This window comes from Nitrospirota bacterium (assembly GCA_013388455.1).
In the GTDB taxonomy this organism is placed as follows: domain Bacteria; phylum Nitrospirota; class Thermodesulfovibrionia; order Thermodesulfovibrionales; family SM23-35; genus JACAFF01.
In genome coordinates, this window is the sequence record JACAFF010000003.1 from 1 (window position 1) to 25,704 (window position 25,704).

21 protein-coding genes and 1 tRNA gene are annotated in these 25,704 nt (G+C 33.8%); 6 read left to right on the plus strand and 16 right to left on the minus strand.

From position 1 onward, the window contains the following. From HXY53_00865 to HXY53_00895, 7 genes are all read right to left on the minus strand, one after another. A partial coding sequence (locus HXY53_00865; GenBank protein ID NWF75121.1) for a class I SAM-dependent methyltransferase occupies window positions 1–4,595 on the minus strand: 4,595 nt, incomplete at its 3' end. 829 nt (window positions 4,596–5,424) lie between these two features. Then, the gene (locus tag HXY53_00870) at window positions 5,425–5,820 is read right to left on the minus strand and encodes a DUF86 domain-containing protein (protein NWF75122.1); all 396 of its coding nucleotides are present in this window, start codon (window positions 5,818–5,820) and stop codon (window positions 5,425–5,427) included. Further along, entirely contained in the window at window positions 5,804–6,271 is a 468-nt protein-coding gene (locus HXY53_00875; GenBank protein ID NWF75123.1) for a nucleotidyltransferase domain-containing protein, read from the minus strand. The genes HXY53_00870 and HXY53_00875 overlap by 17 nt, the downstream gene beginning before the upstream one ends. 229 nt (window positions 6,272–6,500) lie before the next feature. Continuing rightward, window positions 6,501–6,986, minus strand: coding sequence for a hypothetical protein (locus tag HXY53_00880; GenBank protein ID NWF75124.1), 486 nt, complete (start codon window positions 6,984–6,986; stop codon window positions 6,501–6,503). Further along, window positions 6,964–7,347, minus strand: a complete 384-nt coding sequence (locus HXY53_00885; protein NWF75125.1) for a nucleotidyltransferase domain-containing protein — start codon at window positions 7,345–7,347, stop codon at window positions 6,964–6,966. The genes HXY53_00880 and HXY53_00885 overlap by 23 nt, the downstream gene beginning before the upstream one ends. A 257-nt stretch (window positions 7,348–7,604) precedes the next feature. Further along, window positions 7,605–7,982, minus strand: a complete 378-nt coding sequence (locus tag HXY53_00890; GenBank protein NWF75126.1) for a DUF5618 family protein — start codon at window positions 7,980–7,982, stop codon at window positions 7,605–7,607. Further along, window positions 7,975–8,157 carry a hypothetical protein gene (locus HXY53_00895; GenBank protein NWF75127.1) on the minus strand — a complete coding sequence of 61 codons (183 nt, stop codon included), beginning with the start codon at window positions 8,155–8,157 and terminating at the stop codon, window positions 7,975–7,977. Before HXY53_00895 ends, HXY53_00890 begins: the two co-directional genes overlap by 8 nt. 641 nt (window positions 8,158–8,798) lie before the next feature. On the opposite strand from HXY53_00895, the gene HXY53_00900 reads away from it, so the two are divergent. The 3 genes from HXY53_00900 (at window position 8,799) to HXY53_00910 (ending at window position 11,343) form a co-directional block, all read left to right on the plus strand. After that, a tRNA-Gly gene (locus tag HXY53_00900) sits at window positions 8,799–8,873 on the plus strand. A gap of 268 nt (window positions 8,874–9,141) precedes the next feature. Further along, a complete protein-coding gene (locus tag HXY53_00905; GenBank protein NWF75128.1) occupies window positions 9,142–10,506 on the plus strand; it encodes a putative sulfate exporter family transporter in 1,365 nt (454 codons plus the stop codon). Window positions 10,507–10,749: 243 nt separating this feature from the next. Further along, on the plus strand, window positions 10,750–11,343 hold the full coding sequence (locus tag HXY53_00910) for a hypothetical protein (protein ID NWF75129.1): 594 nt from the start codon (window positions 10,750–10,752) through the stop codon (window positions 11,341–11,343). A 49-nt stretch (window positions 11,344–11,392) separates the two neighbouring features. Here HXY53_00910 and proB read toward each other — a convergent pair whose 3' ends face one another. The 4 genes from proB to HXY53_00930 form a co-directional block, all read right to left on the minus strand. Next, on the minus strand, window positions 11,393–12,490 hold the full coding sequence (gene proB, locus HXY53_00915; GenBank protein NWF75130.1) for a glutamate 5-kinase: 1,098 nt from the start codon (window positions 12,488–12,490) through the stop codon (window positions 11,393–11,395). Window positions 12,491–12,705: 215 nt separating this feature from the next. Next, window positions 12,706–14,127, minus strand: coding sequence for an HD domain-containing protein (locus HXY53_00920; protein ID NWF75131.1), 1,422 nt, complete (start codon window positions 14,125–14,127; stop codon window positions 12,706–12,708). 112 nt (window positions 14,128–14,239) lie between these two features. Then, complete coding sequence (locus tag HXY53_00925; protein ID NWF75132.1) at window positions 14,240–14,872, minus strand: response regulator transcription factor; 633 nt, start codon at window positions 14,870–14,872, stop codon at window positions 14,240–14,242. 1 nt (window position 14,873) lies between these two features. Continuing rightward, the gene (locus tag HXY53_00930; GenBank protein NWF75133.1) at window positions 14,874–16,301 is read right to left on the minus strand and encodes a response regulator; all 1,428 of its coding nucleotides are present in this window, start codon (window positions 16,299–16,301) and stop codon (window positions 14,874–14,876) included. 178 nt (window positions 16,302–16,479) lie between these two features. On the opposite strand from HXY53_00930, the gene HXY53_00935 reads away from it, so the two are divergent. From HXY53_00935 to HXY53_00945, 3 genes are read left to right on the plus strand one after another with little or no spacing between them, the layout of a single operon-like run. Then, on the plus strand, window positions 16,480–16,671 hold the full coding sequence (locus HXY53_00935) for a hypothetical protein (protein ID NWF75134.1): 192 nt from the start codon (window positions 16,480–16,482) through the stop codon (window positions 16,669–16,671). 52 nt (window positions 16,672–16,723) lie between these two features. Further along, window positions 16,724–17,254, plus strand: a complete 531-nt coding sequence (gene scpB / locus HXY53_00940) for an SMC-Scp complex subunit ScpB (GenBank protein NWF75135.1) — start codon at window positions 16,724–16,726, stop codon at window positions 17,252–17,254. 17 nt (window positions 17,255–17,271) lie between these two features. Continuing rightward, window positions 17,272–18,366, plus strand: coding sequence for a LysM peptidoglycan-binding domain-containing protein (locus HXY53_00945; GenBank protein ID NWF75136.1), 1,095 nt, complete (start codon window positions 17,272–17,274; stop codon window positions 18,364–18,366). A 7-nt stretch (window positions 18,367–18,373) separates the two neighbouring features. On the opposite strand, the gene HXY53_00950 is transcribed toward HXY53_00945, so the two are convergent. From HXY53_00950 to galT, 5 genes are read right to left on the minus strand one after another with little or no spacing between them, the layout of a single operon-like run. Continuing rightward, window positions 18,374–20,347, minus strand: a complete 1,974-nt coding sequence (locus tag HXY53_00950) for a molybdopterin biosynthesis protein (protein ID NWF75137.1) — start codon at window positions 20,345–20,347, stop codon at window positions 18,374–18,376. Continuing rightward, window positions 20,347–20,697, minus strand: coding sequence for a response regulator (locus HXY53_00955; GenBank protein ID NWF75138.1), 351 nt, complete (start codon window positions 20,695–20,697; stop codon window positions 20,347–20,349). Before HXY53_00955 ends, HXY53_00950 begins: the two co-directional genes overlap by 1 nt. Before the next feature lie 15 nt (window positions 20,698–20,712). Next, complete coding sequence (locus HXY53_00960) at window positions 20,713–23,163, minus strand: PAS domain S-box protein (protein ID NWF75139.1); 2,451 nt, start codon at window positions 23,161–23,163, stop codon at window positions 20,713–20,715. Next, entirely contained in the window at window positions 23,163–24,629 is a 1,467-nt protein-coding gene (glgA, locus tag HXY53_00965) for a glycogen synthase GlgA (GenBank protein ID NWF75140.1), read from the minus strand. The genes HXY53_00960 and glgA overlap by 1 nt, the downstream gene beginning before the upstream one ends. After that, window positions 24,626–25,621 carry a galactose-1-phosphate uridylyltransferase gene (gene galT, locus HXY53_00970; protein ID NWF75141.1) on the minus strand — a complete coding sequence of 332 codons (996 nt, stop codon included), beginning with the start codon at window positions 25,619–25,621 and terminating at the stop codon, window positions 24,626–24,628. Before galT ends, glgA begins: the two co-directional genes overlap by 4 nt. Between the last annotated feature and the right edge of the window lie 83 nt (window positions 25,622–25,704).

The following is a 25,704-nucleotide window of genomic DNA, read 5'->3' on the forward strand; positions in this document are numbered from 1 at the left end:
ACTTCTGAATCTTCAGGATTTGCCTTCAAATATTCATCAAACAACTCCTTAGCCTTTGCATACTTCTTTAAACTCATCAACATCTCCCCATAACCCATAACCACTGACCTATAACCTGCTACCGTTGCCTGTTGCCTGTTGCCTATTGCCTGACTCTTTGTAATTTTTAAAGCCTCTTCAAAATATCTTGTCGCGTTCTCAAAATCCCCTTCATCACAATAAAGACAGGCAAGATTGTTATAGGCAGGGTAAAAAGATTGATTAATTTTTGTAATTTTCAACAATATCTCTTTAGCACCCTGCTTGTCTCCTTGCTTAATCTTCAAAACAGCTTGTTCATTAAGAAGTTCAGGAGAATCAGGGAATTTTTGGAGTGCCTCGTTTATCACACCCTCTGCTTCAGAGAATTTTTGAATATTCATCAAACTGTTTATTTTTTGTATTTCCTCAAGTATGTTAGATTGGATACACATTGATTCTTTTTCTTTAACCCTTTCGGGTATTTCAGGCACTTCTCCTACAGGAATAATTTCAACTGAATTAATGTCCAAAAATCTATCAAACCATTTCCATTGAGGTTCTCCTAATTTTGGATTCCATAAAGACTTACCCTGAACAAAAACACGGGGTTTGTTCGATTGACTATTTAATGTTTGACTTATTGCATAGGAAAACACTTCAGGTAATATATCCCTGATACAATAAACTCTATGGTACTTACAATACCAACTGCATTTATAGCATTCTAAAGGAAGGCAAACAACTGATGTAAGAAACGAGAAGGGCATAAAACGACCAAATTGTCCACCACCAAGTAAAATGATATTGAATATACCAACTGCACATGCGATATGGGCCAAACCAGTTTCGGCTCCAACTGCAAGACGGCATTTTTTCATGAGAGCAGCAGTCTGACGAATAGTTAATTCACCACTAAGATTTATCGAATACATTCTAGTTGCATCAAGATTACTTTGATTAATAGCCCTGTCTTCGGCTGCACCAAAAGCAATGAGTGTAAACTTTTCGTCTTTTAAAGCATCTTTTAAGGCTTCTCCATAATACTCATAAAAACGAGTATTTTGTTGGACACCTGTGAAAAGCGCTATTGTCTTTTCAGGATCTAATTTATTTTCTCTAAAGAATTCTTCTGCAAATTTTTCATCTTCAGGGGTCAACCAAATAATAGGCTGTAGTTGTGGTGCTTCAATCCCAAGACCTTTAAGAAAATCTCTATGCCTTTCAAGCTCTGTTTTGTAAGTGACTTCTGTTTCTAAAAGCTTTGAATAATATTTATTATTTTCAGCCCAAACTTGTGGTTGTATATTACAATGGTCACCTTTAAATCCGATTCTTTCTTTAGCATTACTCCCAATTGTGAAGAAATCTGTCAAAGGTTCCCGAGAATATACAGAATTCAAGGCAATATCTGAATTTAAAGCTTGAACCTTAGCCAATATTTCATTTCTATAACTTTCATCTTGATAACATCTTATTCTATCAAAAGTAATTATTTCATCTATATGTGGACATGATTCGTAAAGCTCGGCTATATGTTTTTGACATAGTACTGTAATCTTAGTATAAGGGTATTTCTGTCTAATATATGGCAACATGGACATTGCAAGCACATTGTCACCTATAGAATCCGTGCGAATGAAAAGGATGTTAGATGGTTCTGTCGATGGTATTTCGTATTGTCTAAATTTCCAATGTCCAAGAATATTTTTTCGTGCAACAGGTCTAATTCCTATAGACGAAGTTGTGTTAACTTGTGCAGTATCTTTAACCCAAGGGAAATAGTCTCTTAAATAGACTGGAAATTTATTAACTTTTTGTAACTGCTTCCAAACAGAAGTAGCTCCTTTATATCCAAAATAAAATTCTTTAAAAGCTAATTGTTTTTCGATTGCATATGCATAATGTTGAAAGATCATGCCCCTTTCTTCTGTCTCACCGTGTCGGAATGGATTAATTGAGGCAATATCAATCCAATCATTTTCAATTTTTCTGCAAAGTTTTGGGGGTTCATGCGCAATCCACTTATCTCCGGGTTTATATCTCCACGTTCTAATCCATTCATAATTCGTATGATTACCATACGTGTCCCGCGTTGTAATTACCAAATCTTCCCCGACAAAATAATGACAAAAATAAAACGCTGCTGTTTTTTCAGGATTTTGTAGAAACATAAATTGAGCAGCACATATTTGCTCAACTGTCCATAATTCATCAGCATCAATTTGCCAGAGTAAGCATTCCTCGTTAATGTTTTTCAACGGGGCATTCACCATTTCGAGTTTTCCATCCCAGAACTTACCTCCTTCTTTTCGGTAGATGGTTATGTTATCAGGATATTGTTTTTTAAGGTCGTCAAGATATTCGGTTGTGCCGTCATTGCTAAGGCCATTCTTATGAATTTCATCAGTAATTCGTGCTCCAAATTGCAGGCTCCAGGCCGTATCGTGCTTTAGATCCGCAACTCCCTCAATAATATGCCAGTGCCATTTAAAAGGCAGTTGTTTGAATACTTCTATGTGATGACGGATAAAACGTTCACCGTTAAGGACGATGGTGAGAAAGTGAAAGGGCAGTTTGTTTCTAAGATTGTATTCCTTTATTTTCTGTCCGCATGCAAGGGTTGAGCAGTATTCATGATTCTCTAAAATATATTTTGCAATGTCATTCCAAAGACGTTCAGGTCCAGGCCATGAATGCACTACGTCATGGAAAGCAATTAATCCACCCTTTTTAATAAATGGATAAGTCATTTCAAAATCTTTGAGTACATCTAAAAATCGATGAGACCCATCAATAAAGATAAAATCAATCATTTTCCCATTAGTAAGTTCATCCCAACGGGACAATATATAGTGTGAATTTCCTTTTAGTGGTGTCACATGTTTTTCAATTCCATTTTTTCTGATATTTTCCTGCCAAACATCATAAAAGTTTCGTTCTTGAAAATCTGTTTCATTGCCATCCCATGTATCTATACAGTAAATTCGGCGTTTTGTGCCTTTACACGCATAGCCCATCGCAACAGTTGATCGACCTTTATATGAACCAATTTCAACTATGATTGCATCATCCTGTAAAGAATTAACTTTATTAAAAAGAAACTCTTCTTGACCTGGAGCTAATAGTCCAGGAATTGATAAAACAAACATTTTTATATCTTCCCACATAACGGTTTTTTTTGCATCTTGAATAACTTTGATTGGCTTTTGACCTTTTACATTCAGACTCAGTTCCCATCTGGCGCAATCTTTTTTTGTAAAATTATATAGAAACGGATTAAATTTAGATATATTGACAAGCCCCAATTCTTTAAGACATTTACTGAGCAAGACCTCATCAAACGCATTAAAATGAAAGTTTTCTTTATAATCTTGTCCCCCAAAAAGTGGAGGTAATATGTCCTCGATTCTTTTTGTTTCTAAATATTTTTTACATAAATATTCAAAATCTGGTACTGAAATATATATTTCTCCACCTTCTTTAAGTTTCGAAATCCATTTTCTTAAAATGTCTATTACCTTATCTCTTGGAAAATGTTCTAATATATGACTCGCATATATTAGTGAAAATGATTTATCGGGAAGAGAATTCAATGAACTTACATCATCAACAAATACATAAGGATTTATTTTTCTAATATCAACATTTAAAAAACCTGGTAAAACATTTTCCCCACATCCTAAATGCAACCTATCTGAGGAAGTATAAGTATCCTCGACAAATTTAACTATTTGCTGTATTCTTTTTTCAATAGTATGATTACTTAAACAATTATTATAACCATTTTCAGCAATTTTTTTATAATCATTAAAATTCTTTTTAACTTCTAATATCCTTTCTATTAAATTCTTAATACAATTTGGGTCATATGGATCATAATAAATTATATCTATACCATCTTTAAAAAGTTCATTGTTTTTAGGGCGGTTTTTTATTATATCTTGAAATAAAATATTTTTTGACGCTAAAGCTTCAAACGTGCGTGTATTGAATCCCCCAAAATTGCTTGGTAAGTTAATTGAGTATAAATGTCTTTGATACTCAGACATCAACTCATAGTCACTAATTTCTTTGTCATAGTAATCAACTAAATCATTATCTATTAAAGCCTGTAAAATTTTTATCCTTAAATCATAAAATAATGATCTACTTGTTTTCCCCTTAAAAAAGAGTTTTTCGCTATAAATATTTTTATTATTAATTGGGTAAAAGTGGTAATGGTCTACACATTGTGGCAACCAAATTGATGGAACATCGTATTTTTCAAATATTAACTTATCAATTTCATCACAATAAATAAAATGAGTAAAAAGATTAATTGCAGAAACAGTTTTTTCAATAGAATTTGGAAACTTTGATTCTAATATCGACTCATAACAAAAAACAATTGTAGGTATTTTGACTTTATGCCATAAATCTTTCTTGTAATCAGAATCATGTAAAAAATAAAGATGATGATCACCTCCCATTAAAATAATCATATCAGAAGATGGATTAGATATATATTCAAAAATTAAACTCTCTGTCAATTTATTCACATAAAAAGCTTTATTTAAAACACCCAGTTTCTTCAAATTATATTCCCAGCCTTGTTTTAAATTCCAAGAATGCCTGCCTGGTGGTAAAATTATATCGATCTTAATATCTTTAAACATTAAACTAAGTTCTAAATAGCAAAATCAAATACTATATTGATAGAGCATCAATTTAGGGGTCACCCATTAAAAGGTCCTTTGTCAAGAGAAAACAACTCCTATCGAAAAAATATTATTTTTTTTACCATAATGATTATGCATGATACTTCATTCGCACCCGTTATTTCTTTCTTTATTGGTTGCAGATAGTTACATGGGCATGGGGTCAGGTTTTGAATCTTGAATTTCTAATCTCATCACCACACGGCTAACCCCTTACCACCTTCTCTCTTATTAACTTAAAAATCTTCAATATCACAATAAACCTTTCATAAAAAATAAAATAACTCAAATCTTTATAAGGTGTTAACTCTTAGTCTTACTTAATTATAAATTAAATTTTTACAATAACTATTTCCACTTTTACAATAAAAATACTAAATAAACTCTTAACCCCTTGTATTTCTGAATTGCAAGGGAGCTTTGAGAGTTGACTAAAAAACTGTTTTCTTGTATTTGAACTAGATGTATAAATATTTTTGTGAATAGATTTCTTATGGCTAAAGCTAAAAAAGCTAAATTTTTGTTTTTGGAATTATCCATAAAAATTTTTTGTTTTTATTTCATTTAACCCTAAAAACCCTTAAAATTTCAAGGAAAAATAACAACCGACACAATAAATACCTTTTTTGTAATCTCCAAATTAGCTGCTATGTTACTTTGTTACTTCAGGCATGTTATTCCATATCCTTTTCATGCTTTATAGCCTTTAGATTAAATCTTTTATTTTTTGAATAAAATGACGGATATCATCAACGTTGTTTAATAAATCGTATAGTTTGCTTTTGTCTACGGTGAGATACTCGTGAATGAGTATATTCCTTAAACCAACCATACCAAGGAGTTTAACAGTTAAATTCTCATCAATATAACTATACTTTTGTAAAAGCTCAATGCATTCTGAGTACGTGGAGGGATTACCGAGATTATATTTGCTGACCAGATGGCATGCAATATCTATCACTATCTGAATTGTTTCGACAAATCCATATCTCAATGCCCATTCTTTATATTTGTCACTTTGAATATCCTCAAGTGAAATTCTCTTTTTAAATTCCAGAAGTTCTTTAATATTTTCTTCAAGTAATTTAAGCCGTTCCAGCATAATTTCTTTCCCCTAAGCGCTTCTCACTGAGCCGCTTTCTGAAACTTTCATCAACAGTATATCTTAACGGCGCTGTATCAAGATGATACAAGAAGGTATTCTTTTTAAACCCTATAAATTTCTCTTGATCATGGCACAGAATTAATCGCCCCTTTGATACTATCTCAAATGCGAGAACAGATTTCTTTTTGTATAAGTTATTCAAAATTATTATATCAACTTTCGTGTTAGCTATTTTTTCAATACGGGTTACTACCGCACCAATCTCCAAGAGAGAAACAGTTCGATTTGTGTAAATACCTATATCAATATCGCTTACGCGCATTGCTCTGTTTTCAGCAAAAGAGCCAAATAGAAGTGCAAATACAATAAAATCATATTTCGCCAACTCTTGTACAATTAAATTGTCTTCTATAAACCCTTTACTTTCCTTCTTGTCCTCGTTCCTCATAATCCTTATTGTAAAGTTTGGGGGTTAGGTCTTGAATCTTGAATTTCTAACTCCATATCCAAATTGCTAACCCCTTATTCCCCTCTTTTATTAACTTAAATATCTTCAATATCATAATAAACTTCTCACCAAGAATCAAAAACTTAAATCTTTACATATGGGATCACACATATAATATTATTTCTTATCAATAAATTTTCAGTTACTCACATAAAACATATGCAACAAACTACTCTACAAGCTTTTTTAAAAAACGAATAAAACTGTTAATCTCCTCTCTTAATCGTTCGTGGGTTCCATATATTTTCTCTACAAGACTTGTCAATCTTTCACTATCTATTTCAAATCCATATATGTTTCTTATAACGTGCCTGAATGCAAGATATTCTTCAAGAAGTTTCGATGTATCTTTCGATATTACTGGAGGTCTTATGTTTTCTATCTCAAGGGACATACTTTTTAGTAATCTCTTGTGCCAGTCCCATGAATGTGGAACCCCAACGTTAAGTTCATCTGCTATTTTCTGAAAAATACGTTCATATCCTGTATAAAAATTATGCAGTTTAAGGGCAAGACTTTCTTCATAAATTTTTTTTTCCGGGTTGGACGGAGGTATTTTATCAGCGGTTTCTATAATGTCATTTGCTAATTTATCTAATAGTAGAAGTTCATCTTTTATTTCTGAAATTAGTTCAGGAATCATTTCTTTTTTCATAGAGAATCTTTCCTTGTGAAATTCTCTTTCTGAGTAAATCACTTGTATCTTCGATAGGTTTCAAATCAACTTCAAAAGGGCTCTCCATAATAAGACGTGCAAGTGCTGTGAAAAAAGCATTCTTGGGAAGACCTTCAACGGCAAGATCAATGTCTGAATTTTCATCAAAGTCACCTTTTTGCAAAACAGATCCGAATATTACAATTTTTTTCACAGAAAAATTCTTTATGAGAATATCCTTGAGTCTTTCAGCGGTTTTTAAAGCATCCTTACGCAACTTTTCTTTTTTGACTTCAGACCGTAGTGCTTCCTCTTTCCAATACTTTTTATATTTTCTTAAATCAATCTTTGTGATTTGCATAAACTTATTATAACCTAAATCTAATCGATCTTGTAGATATTGAAACCGCTTCTCCTCTTCTAAGAAAAAAGATTTTTGATAATTACAAAATAATTTACCTAAAAGATGCCTCTTTGCTCTATCAGGTAGAATTAACGAGTCTAACTATTTAAACGGGGTCAAGATATTGATAGGGAAATCACACTCTTACACGCCCCTGCACCCCTCTTAATAGAGGGGAAATTACACACGCCGTGAAAATTTACACTTCGGAAGCACTACTTAATTTTATCTATAAAGGACTTAGCAGCTTTAAGTGCGTCTTTTACCATATTGACATCTTCTAAAAGACCTCTGTAATATCCAGCTATATGTAAGGCTTTGTACAATTTCTCAAATTCTCTTGTAAGCTTTCCGTTATGAACTGATAGGTGCTTTCTAATCATTTCTCTGTAACCTTCAATAGATTGTGGTAAGTCTTTTGAATCTACTCCTCGATTTATTAAATATTCATCTATAGCTTTTAGTATTGCGAGGTAGGCAGTGCCACATGCCTCTTGAACTGTTTTTATATCAGTATATGTATTGTCTTCAATTGAGGCCTTTCTTAAAATTTCCTTAGCATTTTCTAAATATCTTATCGCTTCTTTATGCATGGAAAAACGCTCCTTTTACCTCTAATTCTGCAAATTCTTTTTTGACTTCTTTGCGGAAACGTTCAAGTTTATCATCAACAGTAGTGACTCCCTCTGCTATAAATTGAATTTTTGTCTTCAATGATTCTGCAACTAATTTAAAATGCCTTTTGATTTCCTCAATGTCATTTTTCATTACAGCTCCTTATAAAAGAATTGTTCTTGGAGTCAAGTCTTGAATCTTGAATTTTTAATCTCATCATCAAACTGCTAATCCCTTACTACCTTCTCTTCTATAAATTTAAAAATCTTCAATATCATAATAAACCTATCATCAAGAATCAAAACAACTTAAATCTTTACAAAGTGTTATCTCTTATTTTTACTTATATTTATTACATTTCATTTAATTTTTACAAAAACCTTCTTCCTCTTGCAATTAAAATATTTCATAATAATCAACTCTATATATAAATTTACAATTTTTTGTACAATTATATTCAACCACCAGCCAAATTTATAATGAAAGCCTGTATTTTTTCATAACATAAATCCATACACAGTATTATCTAACTCACAATAACTTTTTGATACAATCGCAAAATCTTCTAATTTTAATTCATTTCTTGAATAATAGGGACACATCCCATTTTCTATATTGCCTCATGTAAAAATCTAAACGAAATTATTTTCCTTTTTTGTTAAGTTTATTTTGTCACTTAGTAATGTTTCTTTTAAGCTCTGCATGGTTAAGCTCCTCATACTGTCTTAGGGATGATTTCTTTTAAAATTCTTACGTTACTTGTTATAATAATTTAATTTGTAACCACTTGATTTGCGGGCGTAACTCAGCGGTAGAGTGTCAGCTTCCCAAGCTGAAGGTCGCGGGTTCAAATCCCGTCGCCCGCTCCATTATTGGTATATATGCTTTTTAGCATCCTTTCGACAGACCTTTTCCCTTTATAAAGATCAGGTAATAACCAGTATCTTTTATGGTGCGGAAGTTTTTCTACGCTACCCAATAAGTATTAAAATCATTGACGTTTCTTTTTGTGCTTTCTTAAGTCGTTTTGTGGCAATGGTACTCATTCGCACCTAAGTTTATATTTCAGTATTGACTTTTAATAATAACAGAGATAACCTATTTTCAAATAAATAATTTTTAGAAAGGAGGATATTTATGGAAGAACAAAAAAAGCCAATGGGATGGAAGGAACTCTATCTAAAAGAGGATTGGTGGGCTATATATCTTGGTCTTGGAATAGTAATCGCTGCTATTTTATTCTTCTATTCCGGAAGTCCATTTCTAAAATCCTTAAGTGTTCTTCCACCTGAATGGACAGACTTTAATAAATTAAGTGAGCACTTTTCTTCAAAATTCGGCTGGTATGTGCTTCAATTTTTTATATGGATAATAATATTTAGCATAAGTACTAAAATACTCGGTTTCAAACAATCTGAATATATTCCTTCATTTATTTTTCTTTATATCCTATCAATAATAACATTCATTATAGGCGAATATAAGCCACTAAGTTCATATGGTTTTGAAGCTCCTCTGGTTGCCCTTTTACTCGGGTTGCTAATTTCAAATATCATTAAGCTACCTAAATGGATGGATTCAGGTTTCAGAGTCGAATATTATATTAAGACTGGTATTGTGCTTTTAGGAGCTACGCTTCCTTTTACCTTGATAATATGGGCTGGACCTGTTGCATTTTTACAAGCAACCATTATTTCTGTTTTCACCTGTTTAACTATTTTTTTTGTTGCAACAAAAATATTCAAACTTGATAGAAGATTTGGTGCTGTTCTCGGTGTTGGAGGGGCTATATGCGGAGTTTCGGCAGCAATCGCAGTAGGAGGAGCTGTAAAAGCTAAGAAAGAGCATGTTTCGGTCGCTATAGCTCTTGTAACTATATGGGCAATCGTAATGATTTTTTTCATTCCATATTTCTCAAAATTGCTAAATTTGCATCCTGCACCTGTTGGAGCATGGGTAGGTTCATCTGAATTTGCAGACGCTGCAGGTTTTGCTGCTGCAGTCGCATATGGTAACATGGTCGGGAATGAAGAGCCAGCTATAAGAGCTTTTACTCTTATGAAAGTTATAGGAAGGGATATATGGCTTGGTATTTGGTCTTTTATGTTTGCAGTTATTGCTTGCATTAAATGGGAAAGGGACGAGACAGGGACAAAACCAAATATATCGGAAATCTGGTGGAGATTTCCAAAATTCGTGCTCGGTTTTTTCTTTGCTTCTGTGATTATCACAATTATCGCTTCAGGATATTCATTGGATGATTACAACAAGATAATCAAGCCTGAATTGATTAAACCTATAAAAAGCCTCAGGTCATGGACGTTTATTTTCTGTTTTCTAAGCATCGGGCTTACAACAAGATTCAGAGAACTCGCAGCAGCTGGTAAAAAACCTTTCTGGGCATTTACTATTGGTGTAGCAGTAAATGTTGTTCTTGGATTTATCCTCTCTGTAATAATACTTGGTGATTATTGGATAAATAAAACTATGACAGGATATTAAAATAGAAATGGAATTCACTTGCAGAGACTGTAAATATTTTAACAATAATGCGGTCTGGCTTGAGAAGATATTTCCTGGTTTGAATGCTTTAAGTTCTGCATATGGGTCAGCTCGGGGAGAGGCAGGTTTATGTAGCAAGAATGACATCTTTCTCTCCCCAATAAAAAAATGTAAATACTTTGAATATAAAGGCCTAACAGACCTCGATAATAAATAAAGTAGATTACATCGAGATTAGAGTTTATGAGAAAGGCTATATCCATTATGGTTATCATTTTTTTATTAGTATTTTATCTTTGCGGGTGCGCTTATCTTATAGAAAATAACAGGAGAATGGGAGCAGGAGCACTCGGAGGTTTTATAGTAGGCGGAATCATTTCAGGCAATGGGATTGGAGCTGTATTGGGTGGGATGTGGGGATCAGCAATAGGTGTGTTAATTGTTGATACATATGATAGACAGATTGAATCAAGGGAAGATGCTTTGAATAAATATAAATTGAAAGATGGGGAGATAAAGCTTGTTGCTGAGACGCTTTCGATTTCTCCACAAAAAATAGCTCCTTATTCAACAGTTGTTGTAAAATTTCAGTATACAGTTCTTGCACCATTGGAGAAAGAAAAAATAAAGTTGATTGAAAAAAGAGTTCTTTTTAACGAAAAAGAAGGAATATTAAGCCAAGCTGAAAGAGAGGTTTACAGAAAACAGGGAACTCATATTGCAAAATTCAAGTTTAAAATACCAGAGAAAATACCAAAAAGCGATACAACTTTAATAATTTCAATTTCGAATGAAAATCAAACGCAAACAATATCATCACCCTTAGAAATTATTTAACCTACAAAATGCTATTTCAATTAAGATAATGTCCCGATATAAAAAATATTTACAATAAAACAAGATTATCTCTGTGTATTGCTTCATCAGAATATTTATAACCTAAAATTTCTTCGATTTCTTTTGACCTTCTACCTTTTATCTTCTCAATCTCTGAAGATGAATAATTGATCAGACCCTTTGCAATGCGGTTCCCTTTGATATCAATACAATAGACTGAATCTCCTGTCTCGAAATCACCATTAATATACAAAATGCCAGATGGCAGAAGACTTTTTCCACCACTGACTAATGCCTTTACTGCACCATCGTCTATCACGACACTTCCTTTCGTCCGACTGCTATATGCAATCCATCCCTTCTTTGAGGACAACTTTTCCTCTTTTGGTTTAAATATAGTACCAGAATGTTTACCTTGCATAAGAGATAACAGAAGACCATTCTTTTTCCCATTTATAATATGGACAATAATACCATGATTAATTGCCCATTTTGCTGCAAGAATTTTTGAATACATTCCACCTGTTCCTACAATACTTCCAGATCCCCCTGCCCTTCTCTCAAGATCAGTTGTTATCTCTTCTACACATTCAATAAGTTTTGCCTTAGAAGAATGTTTCGGATCTTCTGTATAAAGGCCATCTACATCTGAAAGAATTATAAGTCTCTCTGCTTCGACCATACTTGCAACTAAGGCAGCAAGACGATCATTATCTCCAAATTTTATTTCGTCAGTTGCAACTGTATCATTTTCATTTATAATAGGAATGACGTTATAAGAAATCAAGGCAAGAAGGGTATTCTTTGAGTTTATATATCTTTTTCTGTCAGCAAAGTCATCTTGCGTGAGTAATACCTGAGCAACTTTTATCTGAAATCCTCCGAAACTTCTTTCATAAGCCCACATCAGACTGCTCTGGCCAACAGCTGCTGCTGCTTGTTTCATTTTTATATCTCTTGGCCTTTCTTTTAATCCAAGCTTTTTCATCCCAGCAGCTATCGCACCAGAAGAAACAATCACACAATGATATCCCTTCTCGCGCAGTTGAGCAATATCTGATGCAATAGAGGAAATTCGTTTTGTATCAAGACCCTCATTAATATCAGCGAGGATATTGCTGCCAATTTTTATAACAAGTCTTTTCATAAATGATAAGATTTATTTTAACAATAAACTACAATAGACTATATTACCAGACAGACATATAAACATCAAAAGCATTATAAGCCGAAAACTTTTTAGCAGGATTTAATGTTTAGGAAGTAATTATATTGTCATTAGATTAAATGGATAATTTAATAATCATATCGAGTTAAAGAAATTTTCGAGCAATGTCTGCATTATTTGGGTTAAAGGGTATTTTATAGAACCCTTAGAGCAATTTCTACAATTTCTGGGTCAAATTGTAACCCATTACATCTCTTCAGTTCAGAGAAAGCATATTCTTTGCCTAAGGCAGGTCTATATGGACGGTCAGAAGTCATTGAATCAAATGATTCAGCAATATGTAGTATCCTTGCACCAATAGGGATTTCTTCCCCTTTCAATCCTTCAGGATAACCTTTTCCATCGATTCTCTCATGATGATATTTGATTAACGGCACAATGTCGTCCATCTTTTTAATTTTTTCTAATAAAATTGCACCATGTACTGGATGTTGCTTTATCGTTTCGAATTCCTTGTCTGACAACCGAGTCGGTTTTTCTATAACAGATTTTGCAATACAGGTAGTACCTATGTCATGAAGCAGTGCTGCAAGGCAGAGCTTTTTTATCTGTAGTTCATCAAGTTCTGTTTCTCTTGCAATTTTTTCAGTATAAATAGCCACACGTTCTGAATGCCCCTTTTCCCAAATATTTTTTTCAACAAACGTGTTTACTATTGTTTTAGCGAAACAGACAAAAATATTTTCCATTTCTTTATATGATTCACAAATATCATCTATTATATTGAGAAATTCATCTGCATTTTGTGCCAATCTTTCTGCACAACTCCTGAATCGCAATTCACTTTCACGCAGTTTTTCCTCAGCATATTTTTTCTCTGTTATATCCTCTATTGTTCCTCTATAGTAAATTATATTGCCCTTACTGTCACGTATCGCAATTACATTCTCAGAAATCCATTTAATATCTCCATTATTACAATTAATCTGTGATTCAAAATTAGAAATAATATCATTTTTTTGCATTAACCGTTTAAATTCTTCATATCGATCAGTCATAACACTCATTTTGCATCTTATACTATTAAAATCAACCAAAAGTTCTTCTGGAGATTGGCAACCTAATATATTGGACAGCGCTGGATTAGCAGCAATACATTTATGGTCAGGCTTCATGAGATAAATGCCCTCAATGGAGTGTTCAAAGATGGAACGATACATATCCTTTTCTTTCTTTATTTTTTGCACTTTTATTGCATTAGAAAGAGTCTTAAACAGCACTTCAAGGTTGAATGGTTTTAATATATAATCAAAAGCCCCTGCTTTCATAGTCTCAATAGCATTATGAATTCTTTCCTGTTTTGTAATTATAATGCAGCTAATATAAGGGTCTATGGCCATAACCTGATTTATGAAGGTCATATAATCAAATTCTGGGGTATCAATATCAATTAAAAGAATATTAAAAGATTTATTCTCTAATATATTCAGTATCTCCATACTTGATGTGAAACCTACGTTAAAATATCCTGATTCCGTTAAAATTCCACTTAAGGATGACATATAATTAAGATTATCACTTAAAATAATAATTTCACCTCTTTGTGTTTTTACCATAGAATAACTCCTGATATTTTTAGAAATCTTATACATTTAATTAAAAGTAACAATTTCAGGAAGGAAAAACTATCGTTAAACTTTGATTTGTTTTTGTAGTATTTTTACTACATTATTCTACTAATCCTAATTTAACTGCATATCGGATAACATCTGCAATAGTATTCATTTTCATCTTATAAAGTATTCGAGACTTATAAGTACTAACGGTTTGTATACTCAATGATAATTCCTCTGCTATCTCTTTAGTTGTTTTTCCTGAAGCAAACATACACATGACCTGAAATTCCCTGTCGGATAGTAACTTATGGCATGGCTTTTGTTCATTCTCTTCCAATTCTATAACTAATTTCTCAGCAAGTGAGGCACTGAGGTATTTACCTCCCATTGAAATTCTTCTGATAGCACGAACCAATTCTTCAGGGGCACTTTCTTTTGTAAGATAACCGGAAGCACCTGCTCGAAGCGCCCTAATAGCATATTGCTCTTCAGGATGAACGCTTAACATTAATACAGGTAGTTTTGGATTTTTACTCTTCAATTTTTTCAATACATCAAGTCCATTTTTACCAGGCATTGCAATGTCGAGAAGAACAACATCATAAACATTTTCTGAAGCTTTCTTAATCGCTTCAAGACCATCTTTTGCTTCACCGGCAACAACCATATCAGAAACTTCGGAGATAATTTGTTTCAATCCTTCACGAACTACTGCATGATCATCGGCAATAAGTATTTTAATCATTTTATATCTCTGTTAATGGAATATTAATATAAATGGTTGTCCCTAAATTTGGGATACCCTTGATTTTTACTTCTCCCCTAAGAAGATGAACACGCTCCCTTATTCCTGTAAGTCCAAAAGATTTTGGATTAGAAATCTGTTCCTCGGTTATACCGATACCATTATCCGTGATTTTTATAATGATTTTATTTTCCACCTCTGTCATATTTATACTTAATTTCGTAGCACGTGCATGACGTGCTACATTTGTTAATGCTTCCTGAACAATCCGATAGATAGCTATTGAAATATCATGGTCTAATGTTGAATCGTTCGTATCCAAAAAAAGCTCGCATTTTATTCCCGTCCTATTTTGAAAGTCAGCAGAATACCATTCAATTGCTGATGAAAGGCCAAGATCATCAAGAATTCCAGGCCTTATCTCCGATGAAATTTTTTGTATTGTTTTTATAGCAGTATCAATCAATTCACACATAAATCTCGTTTTTGAAACGAGATTCTTATTGTCTTTTGGCATCTTGCAGTTTAACCAGAATAAATCTATCTTAAGTGCGGTCAAAATCTGACCCAATTCATCATGAATCTCTCGAGCAATATACTTTCGTTCCTCTTCAATAGCAGTCTGTAAATGTATAGAAAGATTTCTTAATTGTTCACGTGAGCATTTTAATTCCTCTTCTACTTCTCGGCGTTTAGTAATATCCTCAACAATACCTTCATAATAAAGAAGGTTTCCATTTTTACTATATACTGCATGAGCATTTTCAGAGACCCATATTTTGCTACCATCTTTACGATATACTTGTGATTCAAATCCTGTTACAACAGAATTTTTTTCTATTAGTTCTACGAATTCAGAACGACGGTTATGTTCAACATATAATTGTCCTATATCTTTGACATTCTCAATCAATTCATCAGGAGAATCATAACCAAGAATAGAAGCTAAGGCAGCATTAGCAGTTATACAACTTCCTTCTGGAGTAGTCTGATAAATTCCACCTATTGCATTTTCAAATATAGAACGATATTTACTCTCTGCTACTCTAAGCCTTCTGACCTCAAGTGCACGTGTTAGAATCTGCTTAAGCATCAACATATCTAATGGTTTCAATACATAATCAAAAGCTCCAGCCTTCATAGCTTTTACAGCGGTTTGAATTGTGCCCTTACCTGTAATAATAATTCCAACAATATATGGGTCTATCTCAATCGCTGCTTTAAGAAGTTCAATTCCATCCATCTCAGGCATTACAAGGTCTATAAGAAGCAGATCAAAAGTATAATCTTTTAGTAATTCAATTGCATCTTTCCCAGATGTAAAGCCTGTCACAACATAACCCCATTTTGAAATAATTTCACATAGTGGTTTTAAAGATTCATTTTCATCATCAACAATCATTAAGTTTGCCGGGTTTTTCTTTTCCATTTATAAATTTATAAATCCTTTCATAGTAAGTAAGAATTCAATGTAACAGAATCATAAAGAATCATGTTTTAATCACATATAATTTTTTAACAATAATTATAGCAAATGATTAATTAAATTTAAACATAACTATAAATTATTGCAATTTAGATACCATTTAGATATAAATTTATGAAATATGGTTAAACGACAAATATCAAAAAAAGTTTCAAAGAAAAAACTGAAAGCCCGCCTACCTCTTGAAGCAGCCTTGAAACTTAGAAACCATCCTGTAGCATCAAAGAAAGGAAAGAAAGGTTATGATAGAACTCGATTGAAAAAACAAAATCGAAAAATATTGCAAGATTGGTGGAAATATGACATTGAATAAGAAAATAATTGCAAATTTAACTATTTTCTGGTATATTTTAATTGTTTTGATTATGGAAGACAGAGAAGGAAAAGCAGTCATTGAGGCGCTTTTGTTTCTTTCGGGAGAACCACTTACGCTCTCATCTATTAATGAAGTTATTGAATTGCCACATGCTGAAATAAAGAGGCTACTTGAAGAACTTATTATGGACTATAGAGAGAAAAGAGGAGGTTTACAGATAGTCGAGATTGCTCAGGGATATCAGATGGTTACCAGTCAGGAATGTTCAGAATGGATTAAAAAGTTTAAGAATATTAATATTTCTACCAGATTGTCACTACCTGCTCTTGAAACACTCGCTATTATTGCTTACAAACAGCCTATCATAAGGGCAGAAATTGAACAGATAAGGGGTGTTAATTCTGATAGCGCTATACGAACTCTCCATGAGAAAAGGCTAATTAAGATTATGGGGCGCAAAGAAGCACCAGGAAGGCCATTTTTATATGGAACCACAAGAGAATTTTTACAATACTTCGGACTAAAGGATTTAACAGAATTACCAACGTTGAAAGAAGTAGTCCGAGAAGAAGCAGCTTAATACAAGGAGGTTATAGCATGAAATGGTTTTTTATTTTATTGACCACTTTTTTGCTATCACTTTTCATTACAGAATATAGCTATGCTGATAAGACTTATGTTATTAAAAAAGGAGATAATCCTGCAAGAATTGCAAAAAAATTCAATGTTAAAACAGAAGACATTCTAAGAATAAATAACATCGAACCACGGAAACTTAAACCTGGTGTAAAAATAATCATACCTACTAATAGTATCAAAACTGCAAAAAAAATCAGTTTATCCAGTAAACATAAGGAAGAAGATATTCAGAATAAAACTCAAGTTACTAATTATATTGAAGACGCTCTGTTCCACGTAGTGATAAAAGGTGATACACTTACTTCAATATCAAAAAGATATGGTGTTTCTGTAAATGAATTAAAAAAACTCAATCACTTAAGTTCTGCGAGATTAAAAATTGGCAAAAAACTTGTTGTAAAAGAAACAAAAACAAAAGTATATACAGTCAGAAAAGGTGATACTATTTATAAGATTGCAAAAAGATTTAAGGTTAATATCGATGAATTAAAGGATATAAACAATTTTGAAACAGATTTGCTGAAACCAGGGCAGAAAATATTGCTCGAGCAGGAAAAAGCAACTGATTTACCCAAAAAGTATGATACAATCATTTCTCAAGCAGAAACAGATGATGAAATACATTTATCAGAAATATCTGAAGATATTGGCATAAAAGAACGTCTTATGCTTTTTGCAAAAAAAATGCTGGATATACCATACAGGTTTGGCGGTAATAGTATCCTTGGTATCGATTGCTCAGCTTATGTTAAGAAGGTATATAGTCTGATTGGCATAGATCTTCCACGTTCTGCAAGAGAACAGTTTACAAAAGGAGAGCCTGTTGATAAAGAAGACCTTTCTATTGGCGATCTTGTTTTCTTCAGAACATATGCTTCATTCCCTTCACATGTAGGAATTTATCTTGGAAACAATTTATTTATTCATGCTTCCTCAAAAAAGAAGAAGGTAACAATAGATAGTATTGATGCACCCTATTATTTAAAGAGATTCATTGGGGCAAAAAGAGTTATTGATAAAGTTGATGATGAAAAACCAAATAATGATGGATAATTAATATTCAAGACTCAAAGATAATTTTACCCATGTCCGAAATATCATATCCTCCAAGACTGAGCACCATATTTCTGAATTCAGCGTCTTCTTGTATAATTTTTATTAGACGCTGAAGCATTTCTGTCTCATAAAATTCTGCAGGAATTACAATATCATATCGCTCTTTTGCAACAGGTATGAATTCAAGATTGAGTGCCCTTGCAGAAGCAAGAATTGCCAGCCCTGTATCTGCAACCCCTGTTAATACTGCTGAAGCAACACCCATATGTGTATACTCTTCATGTTCATAACCATTAACATCTCTGGGGTTAATAGATAGCTCTTTAAGACATTTGTCTGTTAGTAGTCTTGTCCCTGAACCAGCCTGTCTATTAATGAAAACAACATCATTTCTTATAAGATCATGAAAACCTTTTATATTCTTAGGATTTCCTTTTAGAACAAGAAGGCCTTGCTCTCTGTAAACAAGATTTACAAGAACAATTTTCATATCTTTTAAAAGTTTTTTGATAAAAGGAACATTATACTCTCCAGTTTCTTCGTCAAGCAAATGTGTTCCTGCAATATGTGCCTCCTTTCTCTTCAATGCAATTAATCCGCCCATTGAACCGACATGAGCTGATGATAGTGAAAATCTTGGATACCTTTTCTTGAGTGTATTTGCAAGAATATCAAGTGTATTGTCATGACTTCCTATACAAACAATTGTATTTTCGATATCTTCTCTTGATCTCATCAGTTCAACTCTAATTTCTGTCCCTGCCCCTATACCCTCTGACATTGCAGGTATTTGAACAAAACCATCAGCACGAACGAGTGACATCAGGACTCCAGCCCCACGACTTATAGGAGTTGCAATAAATTGATTACCAACCTTTCCAACTTTTACCCTGACAAATTCCTCATTCCCAAGAGTTGATGCAATCTGACGTGATAATTTTGCATTAAGGATTTCAGGCTTTTGCATTTCAAGTCCCTGCAGTTTATATATAAGTGGTTTAGCAAATAGATTAAAAGTTATGTATGTAGATACAGGATATCCAGGAATACCGAGAACAGGCTTTCCTTTTATTAATCCTAAAATAACTGGCTTTCCAGGTTTTATGCTTACACCATGCAAAATTATCTCTCCGAGTTCTTTTATAGCTTGCGCAGTAAAATCTTCTGATCCTGATGATGAACCTGCATTCACAACAACAAAATCGCATATATCGATCGAATTAACAAGAGCTTCTTTTAGTTCTTCGAGCCTGTCAGGAACAATTTGATGTCTAATTGGTTCACCTCCCCATTCAGAAACAAGGCCACTGAGTATTCTTGAATTGAATTCAATTATATCGCCCTTTTTCAAATCTTTTCCTGTCTCAACAAGTTCTGTCCCAGTCGGAATAATAACAACCTTTGGTTTTGTTCTTACCTTTATTTCTACATGCCCGCCGGCAAGCATTGCACCTATATCAATAGGTCTTATCTTTTGATTCTCAGGAAGTATCAATTCTGTCTCTATTATATCTTCACCGATAACCCTTATATGCTGCCATGGAGTTGCTGGTGAAATTATCTCTATGAATTCAGGCGGATTTTTTTCATTTAACTTTTGATTGTTGTATCCTGAATCCTGATTTCTGATAATATTTACATCTTCAATCATGATAACTGCATTAAAACCATCAGGAAGCGGGTCACCTGTATCAACATAAACAGCTTCTTCGCCAATCTTAAGACGTTTTGGTTTACGCTCAGTAGCACCAAAGGTATCAGTAAATCGAACAGCATAGCCGTCCATTGCAGAAGAATGGTAGAAAGGTGCAGATATTTTTGCATTTATGGCTTCAGATGTAACTCTTCCGAGTGATTCAATAACCTTTATAACTTCTTCTTTACGAGTCTTTAAAATACTTGCTTCTTCAATTTTCGAAAGCCATAATGAAAGTGCTTCATGTAAAGGTGTGCTTTCAAGATATATCTTTTTTGACATTATTGTTTCTCAAGTAATTTTTTAATCATTGACTTTAATTCATTCAAATCCGATGATTTTACTATATATGCTTCAGAAGCCCATACAGCAAAATCGTCTCTGTAATCATATGCGGTTGACATTATAATAGGGACTTTAGGTTTCTTTTCTTTCATCTGCCGCAAAAGACGTATACCGTCTATATCTGGCAACAAGATATCGAGTGTAACAATATCGGGGGACTCTGTATCAAACTTTTCCAGAGCCTCCTGTCCATTTGATGCAACAACAACATCATAGCCCTCGTCCTCAAATTCCTCTTTATAAAGTCTCTGGATATGCAGGTCGTCGTCAACTACAAGTATTTTCATCTTTTCCTCCTTTTTCTAAAACTTTTTTTCGCAATATTCAGCTAAAGGGATGAAAACTCTGAAGGTGCTGCCTTTTCCAAGGTTACTTTCTACATTTATAGTGCCACCATGCTCTTCGACTATTCTGTTTGTAATCGCAAGACCAAGTCCTGTACCGCTCTCTTTTGTTGTAAAAAATGGATCAAAAATGAAAGGCATATTTTCTTCGCTTATTCCTGTGCCAGTATCGTTTATTTCGAAAACACATAATCCATTTTTTGTATATGTCTTTACAAAAATTGAGCTATCTGCACTTACAGCTTGAACTGCATTCTTTAAAATATTCAGCAACGCTTCCTTAAACCTGTTTGGATCAACAAAAACTTCAGCCGACTGTTCATAATTACGCACAATGTTAATATGCTTTTCATCTATCTCAGACTGTATAACAGACAGAGCATCATCCATAAGTTTCTGTGAATTGATTGTTTCCTTTGAAATTCTTACCTCTTTTACAAAACTGAGAATCTCGTTAAGTATGCCCTCAAGTCGTAAAACTTCTTTTGCTATAATGTCAGCATAATCCTTTAGATTTCCATCAAGATTTTTTGTAAGTCTTCGTGCGAAACCACCTAATGAGATTAGAGGATTTCTGATTTCATGGGCTACCCTTGCTGCTACTTCTCCGAGGGCAGCCATCCTCTGAGTTTTAACAAGCTTTTCTCGTAGAATTTTCATTTCTGTTACATCTCTAACAACATTTACCGTCCCTATAAATTGCCCTGACATATCAAATATAGGTGAACTTGATGTAATAAATGTTCCTCCAAGATATTCATCTTCAATTTCGTTTACCGAAGCCTTTCCTGTTTCAACTGTCTTTTGATGTGGACAATTTATCCAGGGCTCATTCGAACCATGAAATATCTCATAACATTTCCTACCGATTATTTCCTCTGATGATTTTCCTAATTTCTTGCTCACTGCTTTATTTATACTCTTTATTACATAATCAGAATTTACGAAATAGACCATATCTGAAATGGATTCAAAAATATTCTCAAGCTCCTGTTCTGTTAACCGCACCTGTTCAAAAAGCCGTGCGTTCTCAATAGCTGCTGCAACGTGGTTCGAAAAAGCATTTAAAAATCTCATGTCTTCTTCAAGAATAGGCTTATTATTGAAATAATTATCTACCCATAGCACTCCGATTACTTTATCTCGTGATATAAGAGGAACAGTAGCGTATGCCTGTGTTCCTAACTTCTGAATAAGGACAGCATCGGATAAAGGTTCCTCATTAACATTTTTAACATTAAAACTGCTCTTTTCTTTTACTGCCATGGTTAAAATTGTTTGTTCTGATAATGGTATTTCTATACTGCTGCTGAGTTTGTCAAAGTTAGAATCTTTTCTTGAAGGTCCAACTTCAATCTCATGCATGATATCAGATAAAGTCTTCTTTTCTATAGAAAGACTTTCCCATATCTGTCCTGCTTCGGCAGGATTTGTAGGTCCTACACCCATTGCTCCTTTCAGCAAATTCCTTTTATCATCAACAAGAAAGAGTATTGCACGATTAAAGCCGAGTCCGTCTCCCATTGTCACGGCAGTAAGAACCATCCTGAGCAATTTTTCCAGTTCAAGCGTTCCTCTCATTGCAGAACTGATAAAGAAGAGCCTTGATAGCTCCTGATTTCTACGTATTAATTCATTTTCAACTTCTTTCAGTTCTGATATATCTCTGGAAATTCCACTGATACCAATAACTTCTCCTGCTGCATTTTTAATGGGAGAAAGAGTCAAACTTACGGTTATAATCGTTCCGTCTTTACGCTTTCTGAATGTCTCAATTCTCTTGATTACTTCACCATTCCTAATCCTTTTGTTGTTCTCCCATTCAGGATCAATAAGGAAATCAGGAACAAAAGGTAAAAATTTACCCACCGCTTCTTCTTTTGTAAAACCATAAATCTTATCCGCACCCTTATTCCACGAAGTTATAATTCCATTCAAATCGGAAGTTACAATCGCATCTGCTGAATTTTCGATAATGCCCTCTATGTATTCTTTTGTTTGTGTGACTTCATTGTAAAGTCTAAGAATTTCGTCATGACAGAGCATTTTATCAGTAATATCCTGAATAAAAACAACACTCTCAAAAACTTTGCCATTTTCATCTGTTATTGGATATGCTGAAAGCTCGGCATAATAAGTATTTTCTCCTCGGTTGAGCTTCTGAGTAACAATATTAACTCTTTCTGTTTCGAATGTTACTGTAGCAACACAATGCGGGCATAGGCAGCAATTCTCATGAAATACATCAATACAGCTTTTCCCAATGATTTCAGAAGAAGGTTTTCCTATCCACTTCTCAACAGATTTATTCGCTGCAATGATTAAGTAATTTCTATCAAGAATCACAATCCCGTCACGGATGTGTTCAAAAATGACTTCTGCCAATTTCTGCCTATATGTAATATCCATCAGTTATATAAACTTCTATCACCTCTTTTTTTTAAGGCATTTTTATATATTGTAAGATACTCTTCTGCTGATTTTCTCCATGAAAAATCCATCTTCATCCCTTCTCTGATTATCCTGTTCATTTTATCCTTATCAGTGTAAATACAGAAAGCCCTTTTCAGTGAATCAAGAAACGCAGAAGATGTATAATCAGTAAAGAGGAAACCAGTGCCTGTTACATTCAAGGGATCATAATCTTTTATTGTATCAGCAAGTCCACCAGTCTTGCGTGCAACTGGTATGCTACCGTAACGAAATGCAATTAACTGACCGAGTCCACATGGTTCATATTTTGATGGCATTAGGAAGAAATCTGCACCTGCGTATATCATATGTGCGAGTGATTCTTCAAATCCTATCGTAATAGAAACCTTTTCTTTATATCGGTTTGCCATTTCGAGTAATTTACTATGAAAACGCTCATCACCTTTACCGAGAATAACAAGCTTTATAGGAAAAGACAAGAGTTCATCAGCAGAATCGAGGATAATATCCAGCCCTTTTTGTTCTGACAGCCTGCCAACCATCCCTAAGAGTGGTGCTTGAATATCTTTTTGTTCTGAAGATTTAAAAAGCAACTTAATAAGTTCTTTTTTACAGATTGCCTTGCCAGAAAAATCATTGTAATTGTAATTTACAGGTATAAATTTATCGTTTGACGGATTCCACTCATCATAATCTATACCATTAATTATACCGAAAAGATCATCTGTCCTGGTCCTCAACACACCTTCTAATCTGAAGCCGTGTTCTTTTGTAAGTATTTCCCTCGAATATGTTTTACTTACAGTATTTAAAATATCTGCAGAGATTATACCTGCTTTTAGAAAGTTTACATTCCCATAGAATTCAATGCCGTCTGGTGTAAATAAATTCCATCCAAGGCTTATAAGAGGCATCTCTGATGCAGGGAAATTTCCCTGATATCCCATATTATGAATTGTCAGCAGGGTAGCAGTATTTTTAAAAAATTTATCGTCTTTATAGAGTTGTTTTAGATAAAGCGGCACAAGTGCAGTCTGCCAGTCATTACAGTGAATAATGTCAGGCTTTAATTGAAGAGCTTTGCATGCCTCTATGATCCCCTTTGAAAAAAAAATAAATCTTCGTGCATTATCAGCATAATCTCCATCTGGCGTTCCATACAATTCATCTCTGTCAAAAAATTCATCACAACTTATAAAATATGTTTTTGCATCATTAAATATTGTCGCATTAATTGTCCTTTCTCCCAGAGGAACCCGTATATTTATTCCTTTATTATTTATTTGAGGATTTGCATTCTTTATCTTTTTGTATAGAGGCAGGATAAGATATGCCTCATGCCCCATTTTATTGAATTCCTTACACAATGTGCCAGTAACATCAGCAAGACCTCCTGTTTTAGCATAAGGGATTGCTTCTGGTGTTGCTATAAGTATCCTCATATCTTTGCATCCCTCATGAATTTTGCTGACTCTTCAGGAGGAGTTGGATTAATGTAAAATCCTGAACCCCACTCAAAACCTGCAATCTTTGTCAGTTTTGGCACGATTTCTATATGCCAGTGGTAATATTCGTTGTTCTCATCATAAAAAGGTGAGGTGTGCAATATAAAATTATAAGGTGGGATATCGAGTATCTTATCAATTTGTTTTAATACCATCTGAAGCATTTCAGCAAGTTGTGAAAAGCTATTCTCATGAGGACAGAAAAATGACTCATGTTTCTTTGGCAATATCCAGGTCTCAAAAGGTGCCCTTGGAGCAAAAGGAGCAATAGCTACATAACGTGAATTTTCATAAACAACTCTCTTCTTAGACTCGAGTTCCTGATTAATAACATCGCAAAAAATACATCTCTCCTTAAGGTCATAATAGCGCTTAGATGCATCAGTTTCTTCCTTAACAAGTTTTGGAATAATCGGTAAAGCAATTAACTGGGTATGTGAATGCTCAAGAGAAGCACCTGCTGCATCCCCTTCATTTTTAAAAATCAACACATATTTAAAGCGACGGTCTTTCCTCAAATCTGTTAACCTGAGGTAATAGGCCCAGAGCACATCTTCCACCCTCTTCAGCGTCATCGTTGAAAGGGTTTCCATGTGATCAGGGGTTTCTATAATAACTTCATGGGCACCTATTCCATTCATCTTATCAAACATTCCCTCTCCTGTTTTATTCAAGTCTCCGGATATGTGAAGAGCAGGGAATTTATTAGGCATTACCCGTAATGTCCATCCTGGTTCATTAGGTTTTGTATTGGGTGGTCTGAATGCTATAATTTCAGTTGGTGTTGTATATTCGTTTCCTGGACAGAAAGGGCAGAATCCACCCCTTTTCTTTTGAGAAGGAGATACAAAATCAGTTGGTCTCTTACCCCTTTCTATCGAAATTATTACCCACCGGCCTGATATCGGATCTTTTCGAAGCTCGGACATGTTTCCTCCATATAAAGAAAAAGCTTAGATTTAATCAAAAAGTCTCTAAGCTCTCTATCTTCATGTATTTGGTAATATTATAT